Origin of the sequence: Oerskovia sp. NPDC057915, from assembly GCF_042887685.1 — a bacterium.
GTDB lineage: Bacteria > Actinomycetota > Actinomycetes > Actinomycetales > Cellulomonadaceae > Oerskovia.
This window is the reverse complement of record NZ_JBHVOS010000035.1, coordinates 1-19784: the sequence shown is the minus strand read 5'-3', so window position 1 is coordinate 19784 and position 19784 is coordinate 1. Positions and strand designations below refer to the sequence as shown.

Sequence of the window (19784 nt, the reverse complement as noted above, 5' to 3'; positions counted from 1 at the left end):
GGCCGTCCGGGCACGCGGGGGGCTCAGGTCACTGCGCGGGCACGCCCGAGTAGATCGCGTCGACCTCGACCGAGAAGTCCTTGAGCACGACGTTGCGCTTGACCTTGAGCGACGGCGTCAGGTAGCCGTTCTCGACCGTGAAGTCGGTGGCCAGGATGGTGAACTTGCGGATCGACTCTGCGCGCGAGACGGCCTTGTTGGCGCGGTCCACCGCGGTGTCGAGCGCCGCGAGGACGTCCACGTCGAGCGCCGCGGCGTCGACGCTCATGGGCTCCTTGCCGTGCATCGCGAGCCAGCCCGGCAGGCCCTCGGGGTCGAGCGTCACGAGGGCGCCGATGAACGGCTGCCCGTCGCCGACGACCACGCACTGGCTCACGAGCGCGTGCGCGCGGATGCGGTCCTCGAGCACGGCCGGGGCGACGTTCTTGCCGCCCGCGGTCACGATGATCTCCTTCTTGCGACCCGTGATGCGCAGGAAGCCGTCCTCGTCGAGCGAGCCCAGGTCGCCCGTGCGGAACCAGCCGTCGACGAACGCGTCGGCCGTGGCCTGGGGGTTGTTGTGGTAGCCGCGGAAGACGTGGTGCCCCTGGAGGAGGATCTCGCCGTCCTCCGCGATCTTCGCGCCGCAGCCGGGGAGCTGGGGACCGACGGTCCCGATCTTGGTCGCCGTGGGCCGGTTGACCGAGGTCGGGGCGGTGGACTCGGTCAGGCCGTAGCCCTCGAGGATGCGCACGCCGATGCCGCGGTAGAAGTGGCCGAGGCGCTCGCCGAGCGGCGCGCCGCCCGAGACGGCCCACTTGGTCTGGCCTCCGAGCGCCGCGCGCAGCTTCTTGTAGACGAGCGCGTCGGCGACCTTGTGCTGGATCTTGAGGCCGAGCCCCGGTCCCTGGGGTTCGTCGAGCGCGCGCGACCAGGCGATCGCGGTCGCGGCGGCCCAGTGGAAGATCTTGACCTTGCCGCCCGCGGCGGCCTTCTGCTCCGAGGAGTTGTAGACCTTCTCGAACACGCGGGGCACCGAGAGGATGTACGTCGGCCTGAACTCGCCCAGGTCCTCGAGGAGGGTCTTGGTGTCCGGAGTGTGGCCGAGCACCGTGCCGCCCGCGACGACGAGCACGCCGATGAAGCGCGCGAACACGTGCGCGAGCGGCATGAAGAGCAGCGTCCGGCCGTTGGCCTCGGCGAAGACCTCGGGCAGCGCCTCGACCGCGTTGACGGTCAGCGAGTAGAAGTTCTCGTGCGTGAGCTCGGCGCCCTTGGGGCGGCCGGTCGTGCCCGAGGTGTAGATGATGGTCGCGACGTCGGCGAGGTTCGCGAGGCCTCGGCGGCGGGCGATCTCGTCGTCGCCGACGTCCTTGCCCGCCTCCTTGAGCGCGGCGATCCCGCCGTCGTCGATCACGAACACGTCGCGGAGCTCGGGAGCCTGCTCACGGACCTCGGCGACCGTTGCGGCGTTCGCGGGGGACTCGACGACGAGCAGCTTGACGGCGGCGTCCGAGAGGATCCACTGGACCTGCTCGGCGCTCGAGGTCTCGTACAGGGGGACGGGCACCGCGCCCGCGGCCCAGGTCGCCCAGTCGAGGAGCGTCCACTCGTAGCGCGTGCGGGACATGATGCCGACGTGGTCGCCGGGCTCGATGCCCAGTGCGACGAGGCCCTTGGCCACGGAGACGACGTCGGTGTCGACCTCCCGTGCCGAGAGGGTCTTCCAGGGGGCGCCAGGCCCGCTCTTGACCTCGATCATGGGGAGGTCTGGCCCGGCGGCGACGCGGGTCGCGAAGAGGTCGTTGAGGTTGTCGAGAGGATCGACATCGATGATGCGCGGTGCGCTGAACTCGTCCATGCTGGCTCCAGTGGCAGAAGTCGACGGTGTGAGAACAGTACCCACAGGTCGCAAGTGTCGTTGACCGCCTCCGAGTCGGTACTCTTCATGGTGCTGTGCGCTGTTGCGCAAGATTTCAGGCCGTACCTGGGTGAAGACCGGGAGCGACCGGACTTCGGAGCCGACGGACGTACGCAGAACCGATGCCGAGGCGGTGCACAACCGTTACCGGCTGGTGTTCTCATCGGGAGTTCCAGACCGCTACGTGAGTGAGGACCTGACATGCATGCCATCGGAGTCGACATCGGCGGAACGAAGATCGCCGCGGGTGTGGTCGACGAGAACGGCACGATCCTTGCGCAGACGCGTCGCGACACCGAGCCCGACGACGTCGCGAGCATCGACGCGGCGGTCGCGGACGTCTACGCGGAGCTGTCCAAGGAGTTCCAGGTCGAGGCCATGGGCCTTGCCGCGGCCGGCTTCGTGAGCCCTGACCGTACCTCGGTCCTCTTCGCCCCCAACATCGCGTGGCGCGAGTACCCGCTGGCCGACAAGGTCCGCACGCTCATCGGTGACGACGACGTCAAGATCGTCGTCGAGAACGACGCCAACGCGGCCGGCTGGGCCGAGTTCGCGTTCGGCGCGGGCCGCGACGCCTCGGACATGCTCATGCTCACCGTCGGCACGGGGCTCGGTGGCGCGATCATCGTCGACCGCAAGCTCGTGCGCGGGCGCTGGGGCGTGGCGGCCGAGGTCGGCCACATGCGCGTCGTGCCCGGCGGGCACTACTGCGGCTGCGGCCACGAGGGGTGCTGGGAGCAGTACGCCTCCGGGAGCGCTCTCGTGCGTGACGGCCAGGCCGCGCTCATCGCACAGCCCGACCGTGCCGGCGTCCTCCTCGAGCTCGCGGGCGGCGACCCGTCCAAGCTCAACGGTCCCCAGATCACGCAGGCCGCGCAGGCGGGCGACGAGCTCGCGATCGAGCTGCTCGCGACCCTGGGCCGCTGGATCGGCGAGGGGGCCGCGTCGGTCACGGCGCTGCTCGACCCCGAGCTGATCGTCATCGGCGGCGGCGTGGGCGCGGCGGGCGACCTCCTGCTCCAGCCCGTCCGCAAGGCCTTCGCGGACCAGCTCTCGGCCCGCGGGCACCGCCCCGAGGCGCAGATCGACCTCGCCCAGCAGGGCAACGAGGCCGGCATCGTCGGCGCGGCGGACCTCGCCCGCAGCTAGTCGCCCGGACGGCCCCGGCTTCCGCGTGAGGCCGGGGCCGTGCTGCGCGCGGGGGAGCGGTCGCTCCCGGGGGAGCGCCGTCGTCGGGCGGGGCGCGGCGCGTCGGTGGCGGCCCGTGCCCGACGGCGCAGCGCGCCCTCAGACGACGGCGCCCGGTCCCGCGTGGTCGTCCTCGCGGCGGTGCGGCATGCGCCAGAGGAGCACCGCCAGGCCCGTCAGGAACAGCCCGCCCGCGACCTGCGCGACGATCGTCGGGAAGGGGCGGAGCACGACCATGCCGACGAGCAGCAGCACGGGGATGCCCGCGACCAGGCCCCAGGCCATGGTCATGAGCGGGTCGCGCCCCATGCCGATCTCGGGGTCCGGCGGGGTGAAGTGGCTCTCGGCGTCCTCGAGGTCCTCGACGTCGGGCGTCGTCGGCCAGTCCCGGGGGCCCGGGGCCTGGACCCAGGGCGCGACGGGGAAGGTCTCGTGCAGGTCGCGCGGGCCCGTGGGCGCCGGACGGCCGGTGCCGGTGCCGTCCGCGGCCGCGGACTCGGCCGCCGCGGACACGTCGGACAGGTCCGCGACGATGTCGGCCCAGCGGGCCTCGACGTCGGGAAGGTCGTCGTGGGGCGTGCTCGACCCGTCGGTCGGTCCGGTGCCGGTCGGGTCGATCGCGTCGTCCTTCCCGTCGTTCTCACCCTGCGGTCCTGCATTCGGTGCGGCCATGGGGTTCACTCTAGAGTCGGAAGAGCGCCTCGTGTTCGCGAGGGCCACCAAGGAGGAACGTTGTTCTACTGGTTCATGAAGCAGGTGATGGTCGGCCCCCTGCTCCGGCTGCTCTACCGTCCGTGGACGCGCGGTGTCGAGAACGTGCCCAACGAGGGCGGCGCGATCCTCGCGAGCAACCACCTCGCGGTCATCGACTCGTTCATCCTCCCTCTCGTGCTGAACCGCAAGGTGCAGTTCCTCGGCAAGTCCGACTACTTCACGGGCAAGGGGATCAAAGGGCGCCTGACGGCCGGCTTCATGCGCGGCGTGGGGACCATCCCGGTGGACCGCGCAGGCGGGAAGGCCAGCGAGGCGGCGCTCACCACGGGCCTGAGGGTCCTCGGCGACGGCGAGCTGTTCGGGATCTACCCCGAGGGGACCCGGAGCCCCGACGGGCGCCTGTACCGGGGCAAGACGGGCGTCGCGCGGCTCGCGCTCGAGTCCGGGGCGCCCGTGGTCCCCGTCGCGATGATCGGCACCAACATCGCCCAGCCCATCGGCAAGGTCATCCCCAAGCCCATGCGCATCGGGATCGTGATCGGCGAGCCGCTCGACTTCAGCCGCTACAAGGGCATGGAGAACGACCGCTTCATCCTGCGCTCGGTCGCGGACGAGATCATGTACGCGATCATGAGCCTGTCGGGCCAGGAGTACGTCGACATCTACGCCGCGACGGCCAAGGCGCGCCTCGCGGCCGGCCCCGCCGCTACCACACCTCCGGCCTCGCCCGCAGCACCCGGCGGCAGGCCGGTCCCGGACGTCCAGGTTCCGGAACCGCCGCAGGAGGAGCCCGCGCCGTCAGTAGACTGAGGGAGCAGGCCGTCCCGCTGCCCCGGGTGATCCCCGGCGTCCCTCGACGCAGGCACGGCGGCATCCTTCAACGAGAGGCTCCTTTGCTATGTCTGATCGTCGGCAGGTCCGTCGCGTCGCACTCCTGACGGCCGGTGGTTTCGCCCCGTGCCTGTCCTCCGCGGTGGGTGGCCTGATCGAGCGCTACACCGAGCTCGCCCCCGAGGTCGAGATCATCGCCTACCAGCACGGCTACCACGGCCTGCTGACCGGCACCAAGATCGTCGTCGACGAGGAGACCCGCAAGAAGGCGGGCGTCCTGCACCGCTTCGGTGGCTCGCCGATCGGCAACTCGCGTGTCAAGCTCACCAACGCGAAGGACTGCGTCAAGCGCGGCCTCGTCCAGGAGGGCCAGGACCCGCTGCAGGTCGCGGCCGAGCAGCTCAAGGCCGACGGCGTCGACGTCCTGCACACCATCGGTGGCGACGACACGAACACCACGGCGGCAGACCTCGCGGCCTACCTCCACGAGAACGACTACGAGCTCACGGTCGTGGGCCTGCCCAAGACGATCGACAACGACGTGATCCCGATCCGCCAGTCGCTCGGTGCGTGGACCGCGGCCGAGGAGGCCGCCGGGTTCGCGCGCAACATCATCGGCGAGCACCGCTCGGGCCCGCGCATGCTGATCGTGCACGAGGTCATGGGCCGTCACTGCGGGTGGCTGACCGCCGCCTCGGCCGCCGAGTACCGCAAGTGGCTCGACACGCAGGAGTGGGTTCCGGGCATCGGCCTGACCAAGGAGCGGTGGGACATCCACGCCGTCTTCGTCCCCGAGCTCGCTCTCGACATCGAGGCCGAGGCCGCGCGCCTGCGCACCGTCATGGACGAGGTCGGCAACGTCAACATCTTCCTGTCCGAGGGCGCCGGCATGAACGAGATCGTGGCGCAGCTCGAGGCGTCGGGCGAGACGGTCGAGCGCGACCCGTTCGGTCACGTCAAGCTCGACACCATCAACCCGGGTGCCTGGTTCGCCAAGCAGTTCGCGGAGAAGCTGGGCGCCGAGAAGACCATGGTCCAGAAGTCGGGCTACTACTCGCGCGCGGCCGCCGCGAACGCCGAGGACCTGCGCCTCATCAAGTCGATGACGGACCTCGCCGTCGACTGCGCGTTCAAGGGCGAGTCGGGCGTGATCGGTCACGACGAGGAGAACGGCGACCGCCTGCGCGCGATCGAGTTCCCGCGCATCGCCGGCGGCAAGGCGTTCGACGTCTCGCAGCAGTGGTTCGGCGAGCTGCTGGGCGAGATCGGCCAGCCCCTCGTGCCGGCTGCCCCCGCGGAGCACTGATCCGCTGATGGCGACCACGACCGGCGCGGAGATCAACCAGGGACTGGACGCGTTCCGTTCCCTCGTCGCGCAGCAGCAACCCACGTGGCCCGACGCCGCAGCCCTCGCGGACGTGTCCGCGCGGCTCGCGGCCTCCGCGCCGCTCGTGGTCCCCACCGAGGCCGACACCCTGCGCTCGCGGCTCGCCGCCGCGGGCCGGGGCGAGGCCTTCCTCCTGCAGGGCGGCGACTGCGCCGAGACGTTCGCGGACGCGAACGCCCTGCGCATCCGCAACAAGGTCCGCACCATCCTGCAGATGGCCGTGATCCTCACGCACGGCGCGAGCATGCCCGTCGTGAAGATGGGCCGGCTCGCGGGGCAGTACGCCAAGCCGCGCAGCTCGAACGACGAGACGCGCGAGGGTGTCACGCTGCCCGCGTACCGCGGCGACATGGTCAACGGGCACGCGTTCACGCCCGAGGACCGGGTCCCCGACCCCGAGCGCCTGATGCAGGCCTACCGGATCTCGTCGGCCACGCTCAACGTGGTCCGGGCGTTCACGGGCGGCGGGTTCGCTGACCTGCGCCAGGTGCACGAGTGGAACCGCGGCTTCATGCGCAACCCGGCCTACGCGCGCTACGAGAGCACGGCCGCGGAGATCGACCGCGCGATCCGCTTCATGAAGGCCTGCGGGGTCGACTTCGACGCGCTGCGCACCGTGGAGTTCTTCGTGAGCCACGAGGCGCTCATCCTCGACTACGAGCGGTCGCTCACACGCATCGACTCGCGCTCGGGCGACGCCTACGACACCTCGGGCCACTTCCTGTGGATCGGGGAGCGCACCCGCCAGCTCGACGGCGCTCACGTCGACTTCCTGTCGCGCGTGGCCAACCCGATCGGGGTCAAGCTCGGCCCGACCACGGCCCCCGACGACGCGCTGCGCCTCATCGACAAGCTCAACCCGGACGCGGCCCCCGGTCGCCTGACGTTCATCACGCGCATGGGTGCGGGCAAGATCCGTGACGCGCTGCCCGCGCTCGTGGAGGCCGCGCGCGAGTCCGGTGCGCCCGTCACCTGGGTCACCGACCCCATGCACGGCAACACCATCACGTCCGACAGCGGCTACAAGACGCGCCGGCTCGAGGACGTCCTGGACGAGGTCCGTGGCTTCTTCGAGGTCCACCGCGCCCTGGGCACGGTGCCCGGTGGCCTGCACGTCGAGCTCACGGGCGACGACGTGACCGAGGTGCTGGGCGGCAGCGAGGAGATCGACGACGCGGGCCTCGCCCTGCGCTACGAGACCCTCGTGGACCCGCGCCTGAACCACCAGCAGTCGCTCGAGATGGCGTTCCAGGTCGCGGAGATGCTCCAGGCCCGCTGAACGGTCCCCCTCCGCGGGACGACCCCACGCAGCCCGACGGCGGCGCACCTGCGGGTGCGCCGCCGTCGGGCTGCGTCGTGGTGCCGTGCGCGAGGTCGAGCGAACCCGTCGAGGGAGAGGGGCGGGCCCTCCACCTCGACGCGGGCCCTCCACCTCGCGAGACGGGTCAGAAGACGTTGATGACGATCGTCGACCCCTTGGGCGCGGTCTTGCCCGAACCCCCGGCCGGGTCCTGCGCGTAGACGATGTTGAGGGGGCTGATCCCCTGAGGGTGCCGGATCTCGACCACGAACCCCGCGTCCTTGAGCATCTTCTCGGCCTCGGTGACGTTGCGGCCGTAGGTGTTCGGGATCTCGACGAGCGGGGGGCCGAGAGAGACGACGAGCGCGACCTTGTCGCCGCGGTGCCCCTCGGTGCCGTTCTCGGGTGTCTGGCTGATGACGAGGCCCGCGGCGACGGTCTCGGAGTAGTCGTCGGTCGAGCTCGGGTCCAGGCCCAGGTCCGTGAGTGCCGTGAGGGCGGCGTCCTTCCCGAGACCCACGACCTGCGGGACCGTCACGGGGGCGGGGCCCTGCGAGACCGTCAGCACGGGGACCGTCGAGTGCGGCACCGAGGTCCCCTCGGCCTCGGAGACGCTGACCACGATCCCGGCGGGAACGGTGTCGCTGTAGGCCTCGACGGGGTCCCCGACCGCGAAGCCGGCGTCCTTGAGCGCCTCGGTGGCCTCCGCCACGGGCTTGCCCACCAGGCCGGTCGGGACCTCGACCATCTTCACGCCGAGCGAGACCAGGAGGTGCACCTCGCCGTCCTTGCGGACCTTCTCGCCCGCGCCGGGATCGGTCGAGATGACCGTCCCTGCGGCGAACGTGTCGTCGTAGGCCTCGGTCACGTCGCTGCGCAGGTCGACCGCGGCGAGAGTCTGCTCGGCCCCGGCCTGCGGGGCACCGACCAGGCCTCCGGGCACGATCGTGTAGGCGCCCGGGCCGCTGAGGAACCACCAGGACGCGCCGGTGACGGCACCTGCGAGCAGCACGACGACCGCCAGCCCCCACCACCAGGCGCGGCGGCGACGTCGCGCGTGCCGGAGCACCTCGTCGTCGGGACCGTCGTCGGACGGGGAGCCGGGCGCGGCGACCTGCGCGGCGACCGCGGCGCGGTCGAGCGCCAGGGTGTGCTGCGCGCCCGCGCCTCCGGAGGGGTGCGAGGCGCCCTCGTCGGGAGCCGCCCACATTCCGGGCAGGACCGTCGTGGGAGTCGAGTCCGGGGCCGTCGACGGGACGGCGGCAGGTACCGCCGAGGTACCCGACGGTGTGTCGCCAGGACGGGCGAGTGCTCCCGCCAGGGCGGCGGTCGCGACGCCGAGCACCGCGGTGTCGGGCGAGCCGGCGCTCGGCGCGCGCTCCGAGCCCGGCACCGCCGTGGCACCGGCTGCGCGTGACGAGCGCTGCTCGAGCGCGGCGGGGTCGAGCGCCTGGCGGGTCTGGCGGACCAGCGCGAGGGCCGCCGACGCGTCGACCGGCCGGTCCTCGGGCGAGCGTGCAGCCAGCGCGCACACGAGGACGTCGACCTCGGCAGGAATCCACGGCTCGACGTCGGACGGAGCCGGGACGTCGGAGTTGACGTGCTGGAAGGCGACCTGCAGGGGCGTCTCGCCCGTGAAGGGGTGGCGCCCCGTGAGCATCTCGTACGCGAGCACTCCCACGGAGTACACGTCCGTGCGCGCGTCGCAGCGACCCGACGTGATGAGCTCGGGCCCGAGGTACGCCACGGTGCCGAGGATGGTGCTCGTCGCGGTCGACGCGCCCTCGCTGACCGCACGGGCGAGGCCGAAGTCCGCGACCTTGACCCGCCCCGACTCGTCGAGGAGCACGTTCTCCGGCTTGACGTCGCGGTGGACCAGGCCCTTGCGGTGGGCCGCGGCGAGCGCGTCCAGGATCTCCTCGAGCAGGTCGAGCGTCCGTCCCACGCTGAGTGACCCCTCGTCCTGCAGGACGTGGCGGAGGTTCGTGCCCGGCACGTACTCCATGGTCAGGTAGCTGGTCTCGCCGTCGACCCCCTGGTCGAACACGGCGACCACGCCGGGATGGGCCAGGCGCGCCGCGGCGCGCGCCTCGCGCCGGAAGCGCGCGACGAACTCGCCGCCGTCCGTGCCCTCCGCGAGGTGCGGGTGCATGACCTTGAGTGCCACCTCGCGGTCGAGGCGCCGGTCGACCGCGAGGTACACGGTCGCCATGCCGCCCCGGGCGATCCTGGACACGACGTGGTATCGCCCGTCGACCAGGCGGCCAACGAACGGATCAGACGTCACAGTTGCCACGTCGGAAGTCTAGGCGCCCCGGGGCGTGGAACCGGTGAGGCCGTGCCCGGACCACGTGCGGGTCGTGCGGACGGATCGTGACGGGCCCCTGGTGGGCGCGATCCCGTACGCCGAGGACGCACCCGGTGGGCGCGAGCCTGGACGCCGACCAGGCCCCGGCGGGCGCGAGCCCGCGCGCCACGTACGCTTGACCCGTGACTGACGTGACTGACCTCGAGCCGCTCGTGACCGAGTGGCTGACCCTTCCCGACCTCGCCGAGGTGCTCGGCACCGACATGACCCAGGCCCGCAAGATCGCGCAGGACAGGCGTGTGGTCGGCGTCAAGCGCGGCGAGCGCTCCTCGTTCCAGATCCCCGCGGCGTTCGTGGTCCCGGCGCACCTGGCCAACCCGGCCAACGCCAAGCCCGCCCCCGAGAACCCCGACGAGGGCCGTCAGGTGGTCCTCATGTCGCTCCAGGGCACGATCGCCCTGCTCACCGACTTCGGGTACTCGGACGTCGAGATCCTCGAGTGGCTCTTCTCGCCCGACGAGGCGCTCGGGACCACGCCCATGGACGCCCTGCGTGCCGGGCGCAAGGCAGAGGTGCGGCGCGTCGCGCAGGCCCTGCTCTGACGCGGTCGCCGCGCTGACGCGGTCGCCGCGCTGACGGGCGCGGCCCCGACCGGGGCGCCGCGCCCGTCAGGCCGAGCGCTGGACCGCGGCGCGCGCAAGCTCCGCGACCATCTCCGTGCCGGGCGACGCCAGGTCCGCCGCGTCGAGCGCGGCGAAGGCCTCGTCCGTGAGGTCCGCGATGAGCTGCTCGACCGCGGCCACGGCCCCCGTCTCGACCAGCAGGCCCCGAAGCTCCTCGACCGCGTCCTGGTCCAGGTCGGGGTTCCCGAGGGACTCCAGGAGGAAGGCGCTCTGTGTCGGGGTCGCTGTGCGCAGGGCCCGTGAGACGAGGACGGTGCGCTTGCCCTCGCGCAGGTCGTCGCCCGCAGGCTTGCCCGTGACGGACGGGTCGCCGTAGACCCCCAGCATGTCGTCCCGGAGCTGGAACGCCTCGCCGAGCGGCAGCCCGTACGAGGAGACCGCCGCGAGAGCGTCCGCCGGGGCCCCGGCGAGAGCAGCACCGAGCGCGAGAGGGTGCTCGACGCTGTACCGGGCGGACTTCGAGCGGACGACGGCGCGGGCCCGGGCCTCGTCGGCGTCGAGGTCCGTGCCCCACGGCACCGCCTGGGCCAGCACGTCGAGGTACTGGCCGACGGTCACCTCGGTCTGCATGTCGTCGAACAGCGTGCGGGTGCGCAGCGCGACGTCCTCGGGGAGGCCCACGAGTGCCCCGCGGATCTCGGCCTGGCTCGCGATGAGGCACAGGTCGCCGAGCAGGATCGCGCTCGACGAGCCGTACTGCACGTCGCTGCCCGACCACCCGGCCTCGCTGTGGCGGCTCGCGAACGCCCGGTGGGCCGCCGGAGCGCCGCGGCGCGTGTCCGAGTTGTCCATGACGTCGTCGTGGAACAGGGCCGCTGCCTGGAACAGCTCGAGCGCCGCGCCGGTGCGGACGGCCGCGACCCGTCGGCCGTCGTCGACCTGACCGCCGTGGGCACGCCAGGACCAGTAGCAGAACGCTGCCCGCAGACGCTTGCCCCCCGTGAGGAGGGCGGCGGTCGCCTCGGCCAGCGGCGCGGCCTCGTCGCTGATGGACGCGAGCTGGGCCCGTTGGGAGTCGAGGAAGACCCGGAGGGCGGCGTCGACGTCGGGACGGAGGTTCTCGCGGTCGACCGGGAGGGAGGGAGCGGGCGCGGAGGCGTCGGCAGGCATGAGGGCAGCCTAGGTCACGCGGGCGGGACGACCTGGCCGCTGATCGTGACGAGCCGTGCGTCGGCCGTGTCGAGGACCCCGACGGACAGCGTCTCGGTCGCCCCGTCGGCAGTGGCCCGGTTGAAGGCCACCTGCCCGCTGAGGCCACCGGGGACGCTCCCTGGCAGTGCGGCGAACCCCGCGGACGTCATCGACGCGGTGTAGAAGTCCAGGACCTCCTGGACGGTCGCGGGGGACGAGAGGTTCAGCGTCACCTGGCGCAGCGGCACACCCTCGACGTCGGTCGCCGAGCTCGCCAGGACGTCCGCGTCCGGCGGGACGGGGACGACGTCGGCAGGAAAGCCCGCGACGAGGGACCCCGCGACCGAGGAGTCGTCGAACGCCGGCATGGACGCCTCGGGACCGGGAGTCCCGTCCACAGGAAGGTCGTCCCCGTCCGACGACGGCACCTCTGCCTCGGCCCCGGGGCCTGGCGACCGGTCGACGGGGGCCGTGCAGCCCGCGAGCACGCCGGCGAGGAGGCAGACCGAGGCGACGAGGACCGCGCCCGGACCACGGTGACCGGACGCTGTCTCGGGAGAAGGTGAAGAGCGACGCACCCCCACACCGTAGTCAGTGCGCGGCACGGAGCCCGACCACAGTCCATCTCGCCGTCCACAGGATCGTCGTCCCGGTTCGCGCGCGCCGCGACGACGCTGAGATGACCGCATGACAACGACGATCCGGGCCCGCGGGCCACGAGAGCTCCTCGCCTACATCCCCTTCCGCCTCGGCTACCGCCCGCAGGACAGCGGCGTCCTGGTCAGCCTGCGCACCTCCCGCGGGCGGGTCGGGCTCGTCGCGCGGGTCGACCTCGACGACCTCGCCGACCTCGAGCACGGACCCCAGGTGGCCCGGACGCTCGTCGCCCATCTCTCCGCCGACGGCGCCGCCCGCGCGGTCCTCGTGCTCTACGCCGACGTCGACCTGCGCGCGGGCGCAGCGCCCGCCGCTCGCGAGCGCGCCGCCGTCGAGCACTGGACCGAGGCCGCCGAGGGCTACCTCGGCGAGCCCGAGGTCTGGGTCGTCACGTCGACCGGGTACCACGGAGCCGACTGCCAGGACGAGACGTGCTGCCCTCCCGGAGGGCGCCCGCTCGCGGACCTCGAGGCGACCGAGGTCGGCGCGCACATGGTCCTCGCCGGGGCAACCGTCGCACCGAGCCGGGCGCAGGCCACGTCGATACCGGTGCTCGACGCCGTGCTCCGCCGCAAGGCGTCCCGGGCCGCGAACCGCTGGCGGGCCCGGCGTGACGCCGCTCTCGCCACGCACGACGACGAGGGGCTCGCGGCGTGGCGGCAGGAAGGGCTCGCCGCGTGGCGTGCCGCGACCGGGGTGGTCGAGCAGGCGCACCGCAGCCTCGAGGAGGGCGTCCGTGACCGGCTCCCTGCCGCGGTTCCGGCCACCGTCCTGGGGCGCCTCGAGGCCGCGCTCGAGAGCGTTCCCGTACGGGACGCGGTGCTGCTGTCGTTCGTCGCCGGCAACGACGAGCTCGCCACGCTCACCGCCGCGGCCGATGCGGCCGATGCGGCCGATGCGGCCGACCAGGTCGGGACGGGGACCGCGACGGCGCTCGCTGCCGTCGTCGACCCCGTCGCGGGCCTGCCGCCGGACCCCCTGCGGGCACGGTGCGCCCGTGAGGTCCTCGAGGCCGTCGCGGGGGCCGGTCGGCGCGGGAGGCAGGCGCCCGCCCTGACGCTCCTGGCGCTCCTCGCGTGGTGGGACGGTGACGGCGTGCTCGCGACCGACAGGCTCGCGGCAGCGCTCGACGCGGACCCGGCCTACCGGCTGGCGCTCCTCCTGGAGCGGGCGCTCGACGCCGGGCTCGCACCGGGATGGGCTCGGCAGCAGGGGCGGACGTCGCGGGCGACGTGAGGATCGGGGGCCGTTCCGGTACCGTCGCACGTGCCGGGGTGGTCCCGGATCGCGACCCGAGCGCCACCCGCTCCACGCGCGCCAGCAGGCATGCCCAGGCATGACGGAGGAATCCCCATGACAGTCGTTGTCGGTTACCTGTCCACCCCCGAGGGGCGCGAGGCGCTCGCGACCGCGGTCGACGAGGCGATCGCCCGTCGGGGCGAGCTCCTGGTGGTCGTGAGCGACAAGGGTGGCCACACGACCCCCGAGCAGGCCGGCGAGCGTGACGAGGACATCGCCCGGATCATCGCCCCTCTCGACGCCGCGGGCCTGGAGCACCGGGTCGTCGCGGGCACGGGCGAGGTCGCCGAGGACCTCGTCGGCACCGCCGAGACGCATCAGGCCGAGCTCATCGTGATCGGCCTGCGTCGGCGCAGCCCCGTCGGCAAGCTCATCCTCGGCTCGAACGCCCAGCGCATCCTGCTCGACGCCCCCTGCCCCGTCCTCGCGGTCAAGCCCGACCGGTCCTGAGGTTGGCCGGCCGAGACGGGAACAGCAGGAGCCGGCCGGCCGAGGCAGGACCGTCAGAGGCGGACCGGTCGGCGTGCCCCGGTCTGCCCCGGTGCGTACCGAGGTCGGCCGGGGGAGTCGCGCGGTGTGACGCGTCCCCCTGGAGGAGGGAATCTTCGGAGCGGGCGAGGCGTTGACCAGGGGACGACATCCAGCGGAGTGGACGTGCGCAGGCCCGTAGGCGGCGACTCACCCGTGTCGGAACTTCTTCCCCGGCGACCGTTGACGGATCGGCCGGTACAATATAGGTGTCCGCTCATGATCCGAGAGTCCTCCGATCTCCCGGGCACGCCCCTCCAGTGATTGCCGAAAGGTCGGTTTGTGGCGCCCTCTTCACAGAACCCCGCTCTCCCGCACGAGTTCGAACACCCCGCCCTGCAGGAGCTCCTGCGCAAGGGGAGTGAGAACGGTCGGGTCGACGCCGAGAGCTTCCGCAACGCCTGCGAGAGCGCGACGATCGGCGACCCCAAGCGACTGAAGGCCGTGCTCCGCGCGCTGGCCGGTGCCGGTGTCGAGGTCGAGATCCCCGTCGCGACGAAGGTCGCCGCGGCCACCTCGTCGCGTTCCACGACGACGTCGCGCGCCGTGAAGCCCGCGACCAAGAAGGCGACGACCCCGCGGGCGAGCGCCGTCACGACGACGCGCACCGCGGCGGCCACCGAGACGGTCGACGCCCCCGAGGCGGCTTCCGCCGAGGACGCCGCACCCGCCGCGAAGGCTCCCGCGACCCGCAAGCGCGCCGCGACCACCAAGACCGCCGCCCCCAAGGCCGCCGCCACGCGCAAGAAGCGCGGCGCCAAGGACGACGAGGACACCGACGAGGTCGTGGTCGAGGACCTGGTCGAGGCCGACGAGGAGACCGAGACGGCAGCTCCCGCGGCCAAGCCGGGCGAGGAGCCCGACGAGTCGCGCGGCTTCGTGTACTCCGACGCGGACGACGACGACGCCCCGGCCCAGCAGGTCGTGACCGCGGGCGCCACCGCGGACCCGGTCAAGGACTACCTCAAGCAGATCGGCAAGGTCGCGCTGCTGAACGCCGAGCAGGAGGTCGAGCTCGCCAAGCGCATCGAGGCCGGCCTGTTCGCCGAGGAGCGCCTGGGGTCGGGTGACACGTTCGAGCCGAAGCTGCGCCGTGAGCTTGAGTGGATCTCCTCGGACGGGCGCCGGGCGAAGAACCACCTGCTCGAGGCCAACCTGCGTCTGGTCGTCTCGCTCGCCAAGCGCTACACGGGCCGCGGCATGCTGTTCCTGGACCTGATCCAGGAGGGCAACCTCGGTCTGATCCGTGCGGTCGAGAAGTTCGACTACACCAAGGGCTACAAGTTCTCGACGTACGCGACGTGGTGGATCCGTCAGGCCATCACGCGCGCCATGGCCGACCAGGCCCGCACCATCCGTATCCCGGTGCACATGGTCGAGGTCATCAACAAGCTGGCCCGCGTGCAGCGCCAGATGCTCCAGGACCTGGGCCGCGAGCCCACCCCGGAGGAGCTCGCCAAGGAGCTCGACATGACCCCTGAGAAGGTCGTCGAGGTCCAGAAGTACGGCCGCGAGCCCATCTCGCTGCACACGCCGCTCGGCGAGGACGGCGACAGCGAGTTCGGTGACCTCATCGAGGACTCCGAGGCCGTCGTCCCCGCCGACGCCGTGAGCTTCACGCTCCTCCAGGAGCAGCTGCACCAGGTCCTCGACACGCTCTCCGAGCGTGAGGCGGGCGTGGTCTCGATGCGCTTCGGCCTGAGCGACGGGCAGCCCAAGACTCTCGACGAGATCGGCAAGGTCTACGGCGTGACGCGTGAGCGCATCCGTCAGATCGAGTCCAAGACCATGTCGAAGCTGCGTCACCCGAGCCGCTCGCAGGTCCTGCGCGACTACCTGGACTGACCGGCCCGCTCTGCCACGGCCAGAGGCCCGCACCCCGACGGGGTGCGGGCCTCTGTCGTCTCCCGGCCGGCGACGCGCCGTGGTGGCCTGACACGCGGGGTGACTCGGGCGCGCGGAGGGGCGCGGCGCCGTCGGGCGGGGGTGACGGGCGCGCGGTGGGATGCGGCGCCGTCGGGCGGGACGCAGCCTCGCGTGCCCGACGGCGGCGCACCGGTCCCGCGGGCAGTCTCGCCCCCGGCATGGCCGGGGACGAAAGAACCCCGGCCGGTGACGTGCACCGGTCGGGGTTCAGGAGTGCGGCGCGCTACGAGTGCACGCCGGGTCTCGTCAGCGGGCGCCGTGCTCTGCGAGCAGGCGGTCGGTCTCGTCCTGGACGTGCGTGGCGATGTCTGCGAAAGCAGCGGCGTGCGCGCGTGCGTGGTGGGCGCAGAAGAGCAGCTCCCCACTGGGCATGGTCACGCGCACGTAGGCCTGAGCGCCGCAGCGGTCGCAACGGTCGGCCACGGTCAGCGATGGAGTCGTCGTAGCAGTCACGTGACCATGTAATCATCTCGGGGCGCTTTCCTCGTACCGAAAAGGCCCGGGTTCGCTACCCGCGTAGCCGCACGGTTCCGGGAATACGTCGGGATCGTGTGGAGGTCCGTGCCGGTGCGGCCAGGCTGACCGGTCCTGTGGGTGGCAGCGTCTAGGCTTTCCCTTCGTGACGACCACTTCTGAGTCCAGCTACACCGCGCGGCACCTCTCCGTCCTCGAAGGCCTGGAGGCCGTCCGCAAGCGACCCGGCATGTACATCGGGTCGACCGACTCGCGCGGACTCATGCACTGCCTGTGGGAGATCATCGACAACTCGGTCGACGAGGCCCTCGCGGGCAACTGCGGCGCGATCGAGGTCGTGCTGCACGCCGACACCTCGGTGACCGTCAAGGACGACGGGCGCGGCATCCCCGTGGACATCGAGCCCAAGACGGGCCTCAGCGGTGTCGAGGTCGTCTTCACCAAGCTGCACGCGGGCGGCAAGTTCGGCGGCGGCTCGTACACGGCGTCCGGCGGTCTGCACGGCGTGGGAGCGTCTGTCGTCAACGCGCTGTCGTCTCGCCTCGACGTCGAGGTCGACCGCGGCTCCAAGACCTACCGCATGACGTTCCACCGCGGCGAGCCCGGCGTCTTCGCGGACCCCAAGACCGGACCCGACCCTGACGCGGCGTTCACGCCGTTCGTCGAGCGCTCCGAGCTGGCCGTGGTCGGCAAGGCGCCCCGTGGGAAGACCGGGACCCGCGTGCGCTACTGGGCGGACCGCCAGGTCTTCCCCAAGACCGCGGTGTTCTCCTACGACGAGCTCGTGACGCGTGCGCGCCAGACGACGTTCCTCGTCCCGGGCCTCAAGATCACGCTGCGCGACGAGCGCGGCCTGCCGGGCACACCGGGCGCCGACGGACCCGTCGAGGAGAGCTTCCAGCACTCGGGCGGCACGATCGACTTCGTCGACTTCCTCGCCCCGGACCCGGCCGTCACCGCGACGTGGCACCTGACGGGGTCCGGCGCGTTCAAGGAGACCGTGCCCGTCCTCGACGAGCGCGGTCACCTGACCCCGCAGGAGGTCACGCGCGACTGCGAGGTCGACGTGGCGCTTCGCTGGGGCACCGGCTACGACACCGAGCTGCGGACCTTCGTCAACATCATCTCGACGCCCAAGGGAGGCTCGCACCTCGCGGGCTTCGAGGCAGGGCTGCTCAAGATCCTGCGCAAGGGTGTCGAGACCAACGCCCGCCGCCTCAAGGTGTCGACCAAGGACGCGTCGGAGCGCATCGAGAAGGACGACGTCCTCGCGGGCCTGACGGCGGTGCTGACGGTGCGGCTGGCCGAGCCGCAGTTCGAGGGCCAGACCAAGGAGGTGCTCGGCACGGCGCCCGTGCGCGCGATCGTGGCCCGCGTCGTCGAGCAGCAGCTCGGTGCCATGCTCACCTCGACCAAGCGCGACGAGAAGACGCAGGCCTCCCTGCTCCTCGACAAGGTCGTCGCCGAGATGCGCGCCCGCATCACCGCCCGCAAGCAGAAGGAGATCTCGCGCCGAAAGAACGCGCTCGAGACCTCCTCGCTGCCGTCCAAGCTCGCGGACTGCCGCAGCGACGACGTCGAGCGCAGCGAGCTCTTCATCGTCGAGGGCGACTCGGCGCTCGGCACCGCGAAGCTCGCCCGCAGCTCCGACTTCCAGGCACTCCTGCCCATCCGCGGGAAGATCCTCAACGTCCAGAAGGCCTCGGTCACGGACATGCTCCGCAACGCCGAGTGCGCCGCGATCATCCAGGTCATCGGCGCGGGCTCAGGGCGCTCGTTCGACCTCGAGGGTGCGCGTTACGGCAAGGTCGTGCTCATGACCGACGCCGACGTCGACGGTGCGCACATCCGCACGCTCCTGCTCACGCTCTTCTTCCGGTACATGCGCCCCCTCGTGGACGCGGGCCGGGTCTACGCGGCCGTGCCGCCGCTGCACCGCGTCGAGGTCATCGGCGCGGGCTCGCGCAAGAACGAGTACGTCTACACGTACTCCGAGGCCGAGCTCCGCGACGTCCTCAAGAAGCTCGACAGGTCGGGCAAGCGCTACAAGGAGGACATCCAGCGCTACAAGGGTCTCGGGGAGATGGACGCCGACCAGCTCGCGGAGACGACCATGGACCCGCGCCACCGCACGCTGCGCCGTGTCACCGCCGAGCACGCCGAGGCCGCCGAGCGCGTGTTCGAGCTCCTCATGGGCTCGGACGTCGCGCCGCGCAAGGACTTCATCATCGCGGGGGCCGCGGGCCTGGACAGGGCGCGGATCGACGCGTGACGTCCCGTCTGCTGGGCACTCGGTGCCGGGCGGCGGGCGCGTTCGTAGACTTCACGGTGTGAACCCCCAGACTCTCCGTGCCACCTCGGCACGCTCGCTGACCGCCCTCACGTCGCTCCTGCTCGCCGTCGGCCTCCTGGCTGGTTGCGGCGCGGGCGACGACGCACCGGCGGACGACACCTCGGCGTCGTCGTCGGTCGCTGCAGACGACGACGCGTCCGGCTCCTCGGACGACGCGACCGACTCCGCGGACGACTCGGCCGACGACGCCGAGCTCTCCTACGAGGGCGTCGCCGGCAAGACCGCGCTCGAGCTGCTCGTCGCGGCCGACCCGAGCGCGACCGTCCAGGGTGAGGGCGAGATGGCGTTCGTGACCGGCATCGGCGGTGTCGCCGCAGACCCGGCCGGCGAGTTCTGGGCGCTGTACGTCAACGGTGAGATGGCCCAGGTCGGTGCCGGGTCGCTCGTGACCGAGGCAGGAGACGAGATCACGTGGAAGCTCGAGAAGTTCACCTCCTGACGCGTTGGTGGCGCCCCGCGATCGTGGTCGCGGTCGTGGCGCTCGCCGTGGTGTTCCGCCTCGTGCGCGAGGAGATCGGCGCCCCGCCCAACCTCGAGCTCGTGACGTCCGCGGCGTTCGCGGCCGCCGTGCTCGTGCAGCACCGCCTGGCGTTCCTGGCCCCGCTGCTCGTCGCCGTCGTGTCCGACCTGGTGCTGGGGAACACGTCGATCGCGCTGTTCACCTGGAGCGCGTGGCTCGTCGTCGGGCTCGCCGCGCTGCTGACGCGCAGCACGTCGGGGTGGGGCCGCGTGGGCGCTGCCGCCGGGCTCGGCGTGGGCGGGTCGCTGTGGTTCTTCCTCTGGACCAACTTCGGCGTCTGGTTCCAGGGGCGCGGAGTCTGGTACCCGGCCGGGGTCGACGGGCTCGTGGCGAGCTACGTCGCCGGTCTGCCGTTCCTGCGCACCATGCTGATCGGGAACCTCGTGCTGCTGCCGGTCGTGGCGGCCGGGACGCTGCTCGTCGAGCGGCTCGAGCGTTCGCGAGGACTCGTGGCGGTCCCGCAGGCGGCGTGATTCCCTGCCTCTGCTCACGTTTGCCGAGGTAGACCCGTGTGCGCGAGGTAGACCTCCCGGAGGGGTGAAACCCCCCCACCCGGGGGACAAAGAGTGGTATAAAAAAAAAACC

General features: G+C 72.1%; 17 protein-coding genes. 11 read left to right on the top strand and 6 right to left on the bottom strand.

Annotated features, from left to right (window positions below; genetic code table 11):
* Nucleotides 1-28 precede the first annotated feature (28 nt).
* Entirely contained in the window at nt 29-1840 is a 1812-nt protein-coding gene (locus tag ACFVQ3_RS18145; RefSeq protein ID WP_387642071.1) for an AMP-dependent synthetase/ligase, read from the bottom strand.
* 261 nt (nt 1841-2101) lie between these two features.
* Between ACFVQ3_RS18145 and ACFVQ3_RS18140 the strand changes: the two genes are divergently transcribed.
* Nucleotides 2102-3049 (top strand): ROK family glucokinase, encoded by a 948-nt coding sequence (locus ACFVQ3_RS18140; RefSeq protein ID WP_387642069.1) that lies wholly within the window; start codon nt 2102-2104, stop codon nt 3047-3049.
* 138 nt (nt 3050-3187) lie between these two features.
* Here ACFVQ3_RS18140 and ACFVQ3_RS18135 read toward each other — a convergent pair whose 3' ends face one another.
* Nucleotides 3188-3760, bottom strand: a complete 573-nt coding sequence (locus tag ACFVQ3_RS18135) for a hypothetical protein (RefSeq protein WP_387642066.1) — start codon at nt 3758-3760, stop codon at nt 3188-3190.
* Between the two features lie 60 nt (nt 3761-3820).
* On the opposite strand from ACFVQ3_RS18135, the gene ACFVQ3_RS18130 reads away from it, so the two are divergent.
* The 3 genes from ACFVQ3_RS18130 (at nt 3821) to ACFVQ3_RS18120 (ending at nt 7299) form a co-directional block, all read left to right on the top strand.
* The gene (locus tag ACFVQ3_RS18130) at nt 3821-4612 is read left to right on the top strand and encodes a lysophospholipid acyltransferase family protein (protein WP_387642063.1); all 792 of its coding nucleotides are present in this window, start codon (nt 3821-3823) and stop codon (nt 4610-4612) included.
* Between the two features lie 88 nt (nt 4613-4700).
* Nucleotides 4701-5939 (top strand): pyrophosphate--fructose-6-phosphate 1-phosphotransferase, encoded by a 1239-nt coding sequence (locus ACFVQ3_RS18125; protein WP_387642061.1) that lies wholly within the window; start codon nt 4701-4703, stop codon nt 5937-5939.
* A 7-nt stretch (nt 5940-5946) separates the two neighbouring features.
* Nucleotides 5947-7299 carry a class II 3-deoxy-7-phosphoheptulonate synthase gene (locus ACFVQ3_RS18120; RefSeq protein ID WP_387642058.1) on the top strand — a complete coding sequence of 451 codons (1353 nt, stop codon included), beginning with the start codon at nt 5947-5949 and terminating at the stop codon, nt 7297-7299.
* Nucleotides 7300-7465: 166 nt separating this feature from the next.
* Here ACFVQ3_RS18120 and ACFVQ3_RS18115 read toward each other — a convergent pair whose 3' ends face one another.
* Nucleotides 7466-9616, bottom strand: coding sequence for a PASTA domain-containing protein (locus tag ACFVQ3_RS18115; RefSeq protein WP_387642056.1), 2151 nt, complete (start codon nt 9614-9616; stop codon nt 7466-7468).
* A gap of 194 nt (nt 9617-9810) precedes the next feature.
* Between ACFVQ3_RS18115 and ACFVQ3_RS18110 the strand changes: the two genes are divergently transcribed.
* Nucleotides 9811-10230 carry an Rv2175c family DNA-binding protein gene (locus tag ACFVQ3_RS18110; RefSeq protein WP_387642054.1) on the top strand — a complete coding sequence of 140 codons (420 nt, stop codon included), beginning with the start codon at nt 9811-9813 and terminating at the stop codon, nt 10228-10230.
* Nucleotides 10231-10296: 66 nt separating this feature from the next.
* Here ACFVQ3_RS18110 and ACFVQ3_RS18105 read toward each other — a convergent pair whose 3' ends face one another.
* On the bottom strand, nt 10297-11421 hold the full coding sequence (locus ACFVQ3_RS18105) for a polyprenyl synthetase family protein (RefSeq protein ID WP_387642052.1): 1125 nt from the start codon (nt 11419-11421) through the stop codon (nt 10297-10299).
* A 14-nt stretch (nt 11422-11435) separates the two neighbouring features.
* A complete protein-coding gene (locus ACFVQ3_RS18100; RefSeq protein WP_387642050.1) occupies nt 11436-12020 on the bottom strand; it encodes a hypothetical protein in 585 nt (194 codons plus the stop codon).
* A gap of 109 nt (nt 12021-12129) precedes the next feature.
* On the opposite strand from ACFVQ3_RS18100, the gene ACFVQ3_RS18095 reads away from it, so the two are divergent.
* The 3 genes from ACFVQ3_RS18095 (at nt 12130) to ACFVQ3_RS18085 (ending at nt 15771) form a co-directional block, all read left to right on the top strand.
* A complete protein-coding gene (locus ACFVQ3_RS18095; protein WP_387642047.1) occupies nt 12130-13335 on the top strand; it encodes a DUF4192 family protein in 1206 nt (401 codons plus the stop codon).
* A gap of 117 nt (nt 13336-13452) precedes the next feature.
* Nucleotides 13453-13848 carry a universal stress protein gene (locus ACFVQ3_RS18090; RefSeq protein ID WP_387642045.1) on the top strand — a complete coding sequence of 132 codons (396 nt, stop codon included), beginning with the start codon at nt 13453-13455 and terminating at the stop codon, nt 13846-13848.
* 360 nt (nt 13849-14208) lie between these two features.
* Entirely contained in the window at nt 14209-15771 is a 1563-nt protein-coding gene (locus ACFVQ3_RS18085) for an RNA polymerase sigma factor (RefSeq protein ID WP_387642042.1), read from the top strand.
* A gap of 327 nt (nt 15772-16098) precedes the next feature.
* Here ACFVQ3_RS18085 and ACFVQ3_RS18080 read toward each other — a convergent pair whose 3' ends face one another.
* The gene (locus ACFVQ3_RS18080; protein WP_030152534.1) at nt 16099-16305 is read right to left on the bottom strand and encodes a hypothetical protein; all 207 of its coding nucleotides are present in this window, start codon (nt 16303-16305) and stop codon (nt 16099-16101) included.
* A gap of 166 nt (nt 16306-16471) precedes the next feature.
* On the opposite strand from ACFVQ3_RS18080, the gene ACFVQ3_RS18075 reads away from it, so the two are divergent.
* From ACFVQ3_RS18075 to ACFVQ3_RS18065, 3 genes are read left to right on the top strand one after another with little or no spacing between them, the layout of a single operon-like run.
* Nucleotides 16472-18598 carry a type IIA DNA topoisomerase subunit B gene (locus ACFVQ3_RS18075; RefSeq protein ID WP_387642040.1) on the top strand — a complete coding sequence of 709 codons (2127 nt, stop codon included), beginning with the start codon at nt 16472-16474 and terminating at the stop codon, nt 18596-18598.
* 58 nt (nt 18599-18656) lie between these two features.
* A complete protein-coding gene (locus ACFVQ3_RS18070; protein WP_387642038.1) occupies nt 18657-19118 on the top strand; it encodes a DUF4430 domain-containing protein in 462 nt (153 codons plus the stop codon).
* Nucleotides 19091-19672 (top strand): DUF6580 family putative transport protein, encoded by a 582-nt coding sequence (locus tag ACFVQ3_RS18065; protein ID WP_387642036.1) that lies wholly within the window; start codon nt 19091-19093, stop codon nt 19670-19672. Before ACFVQ3_RS18070 ends, ACFVQ3_RS18065 begins: the two co-directional genes overlap by 28 nt.
* The last annotated feature ends 112 nt before the right edge of the window (nt 19673-19784 follow it).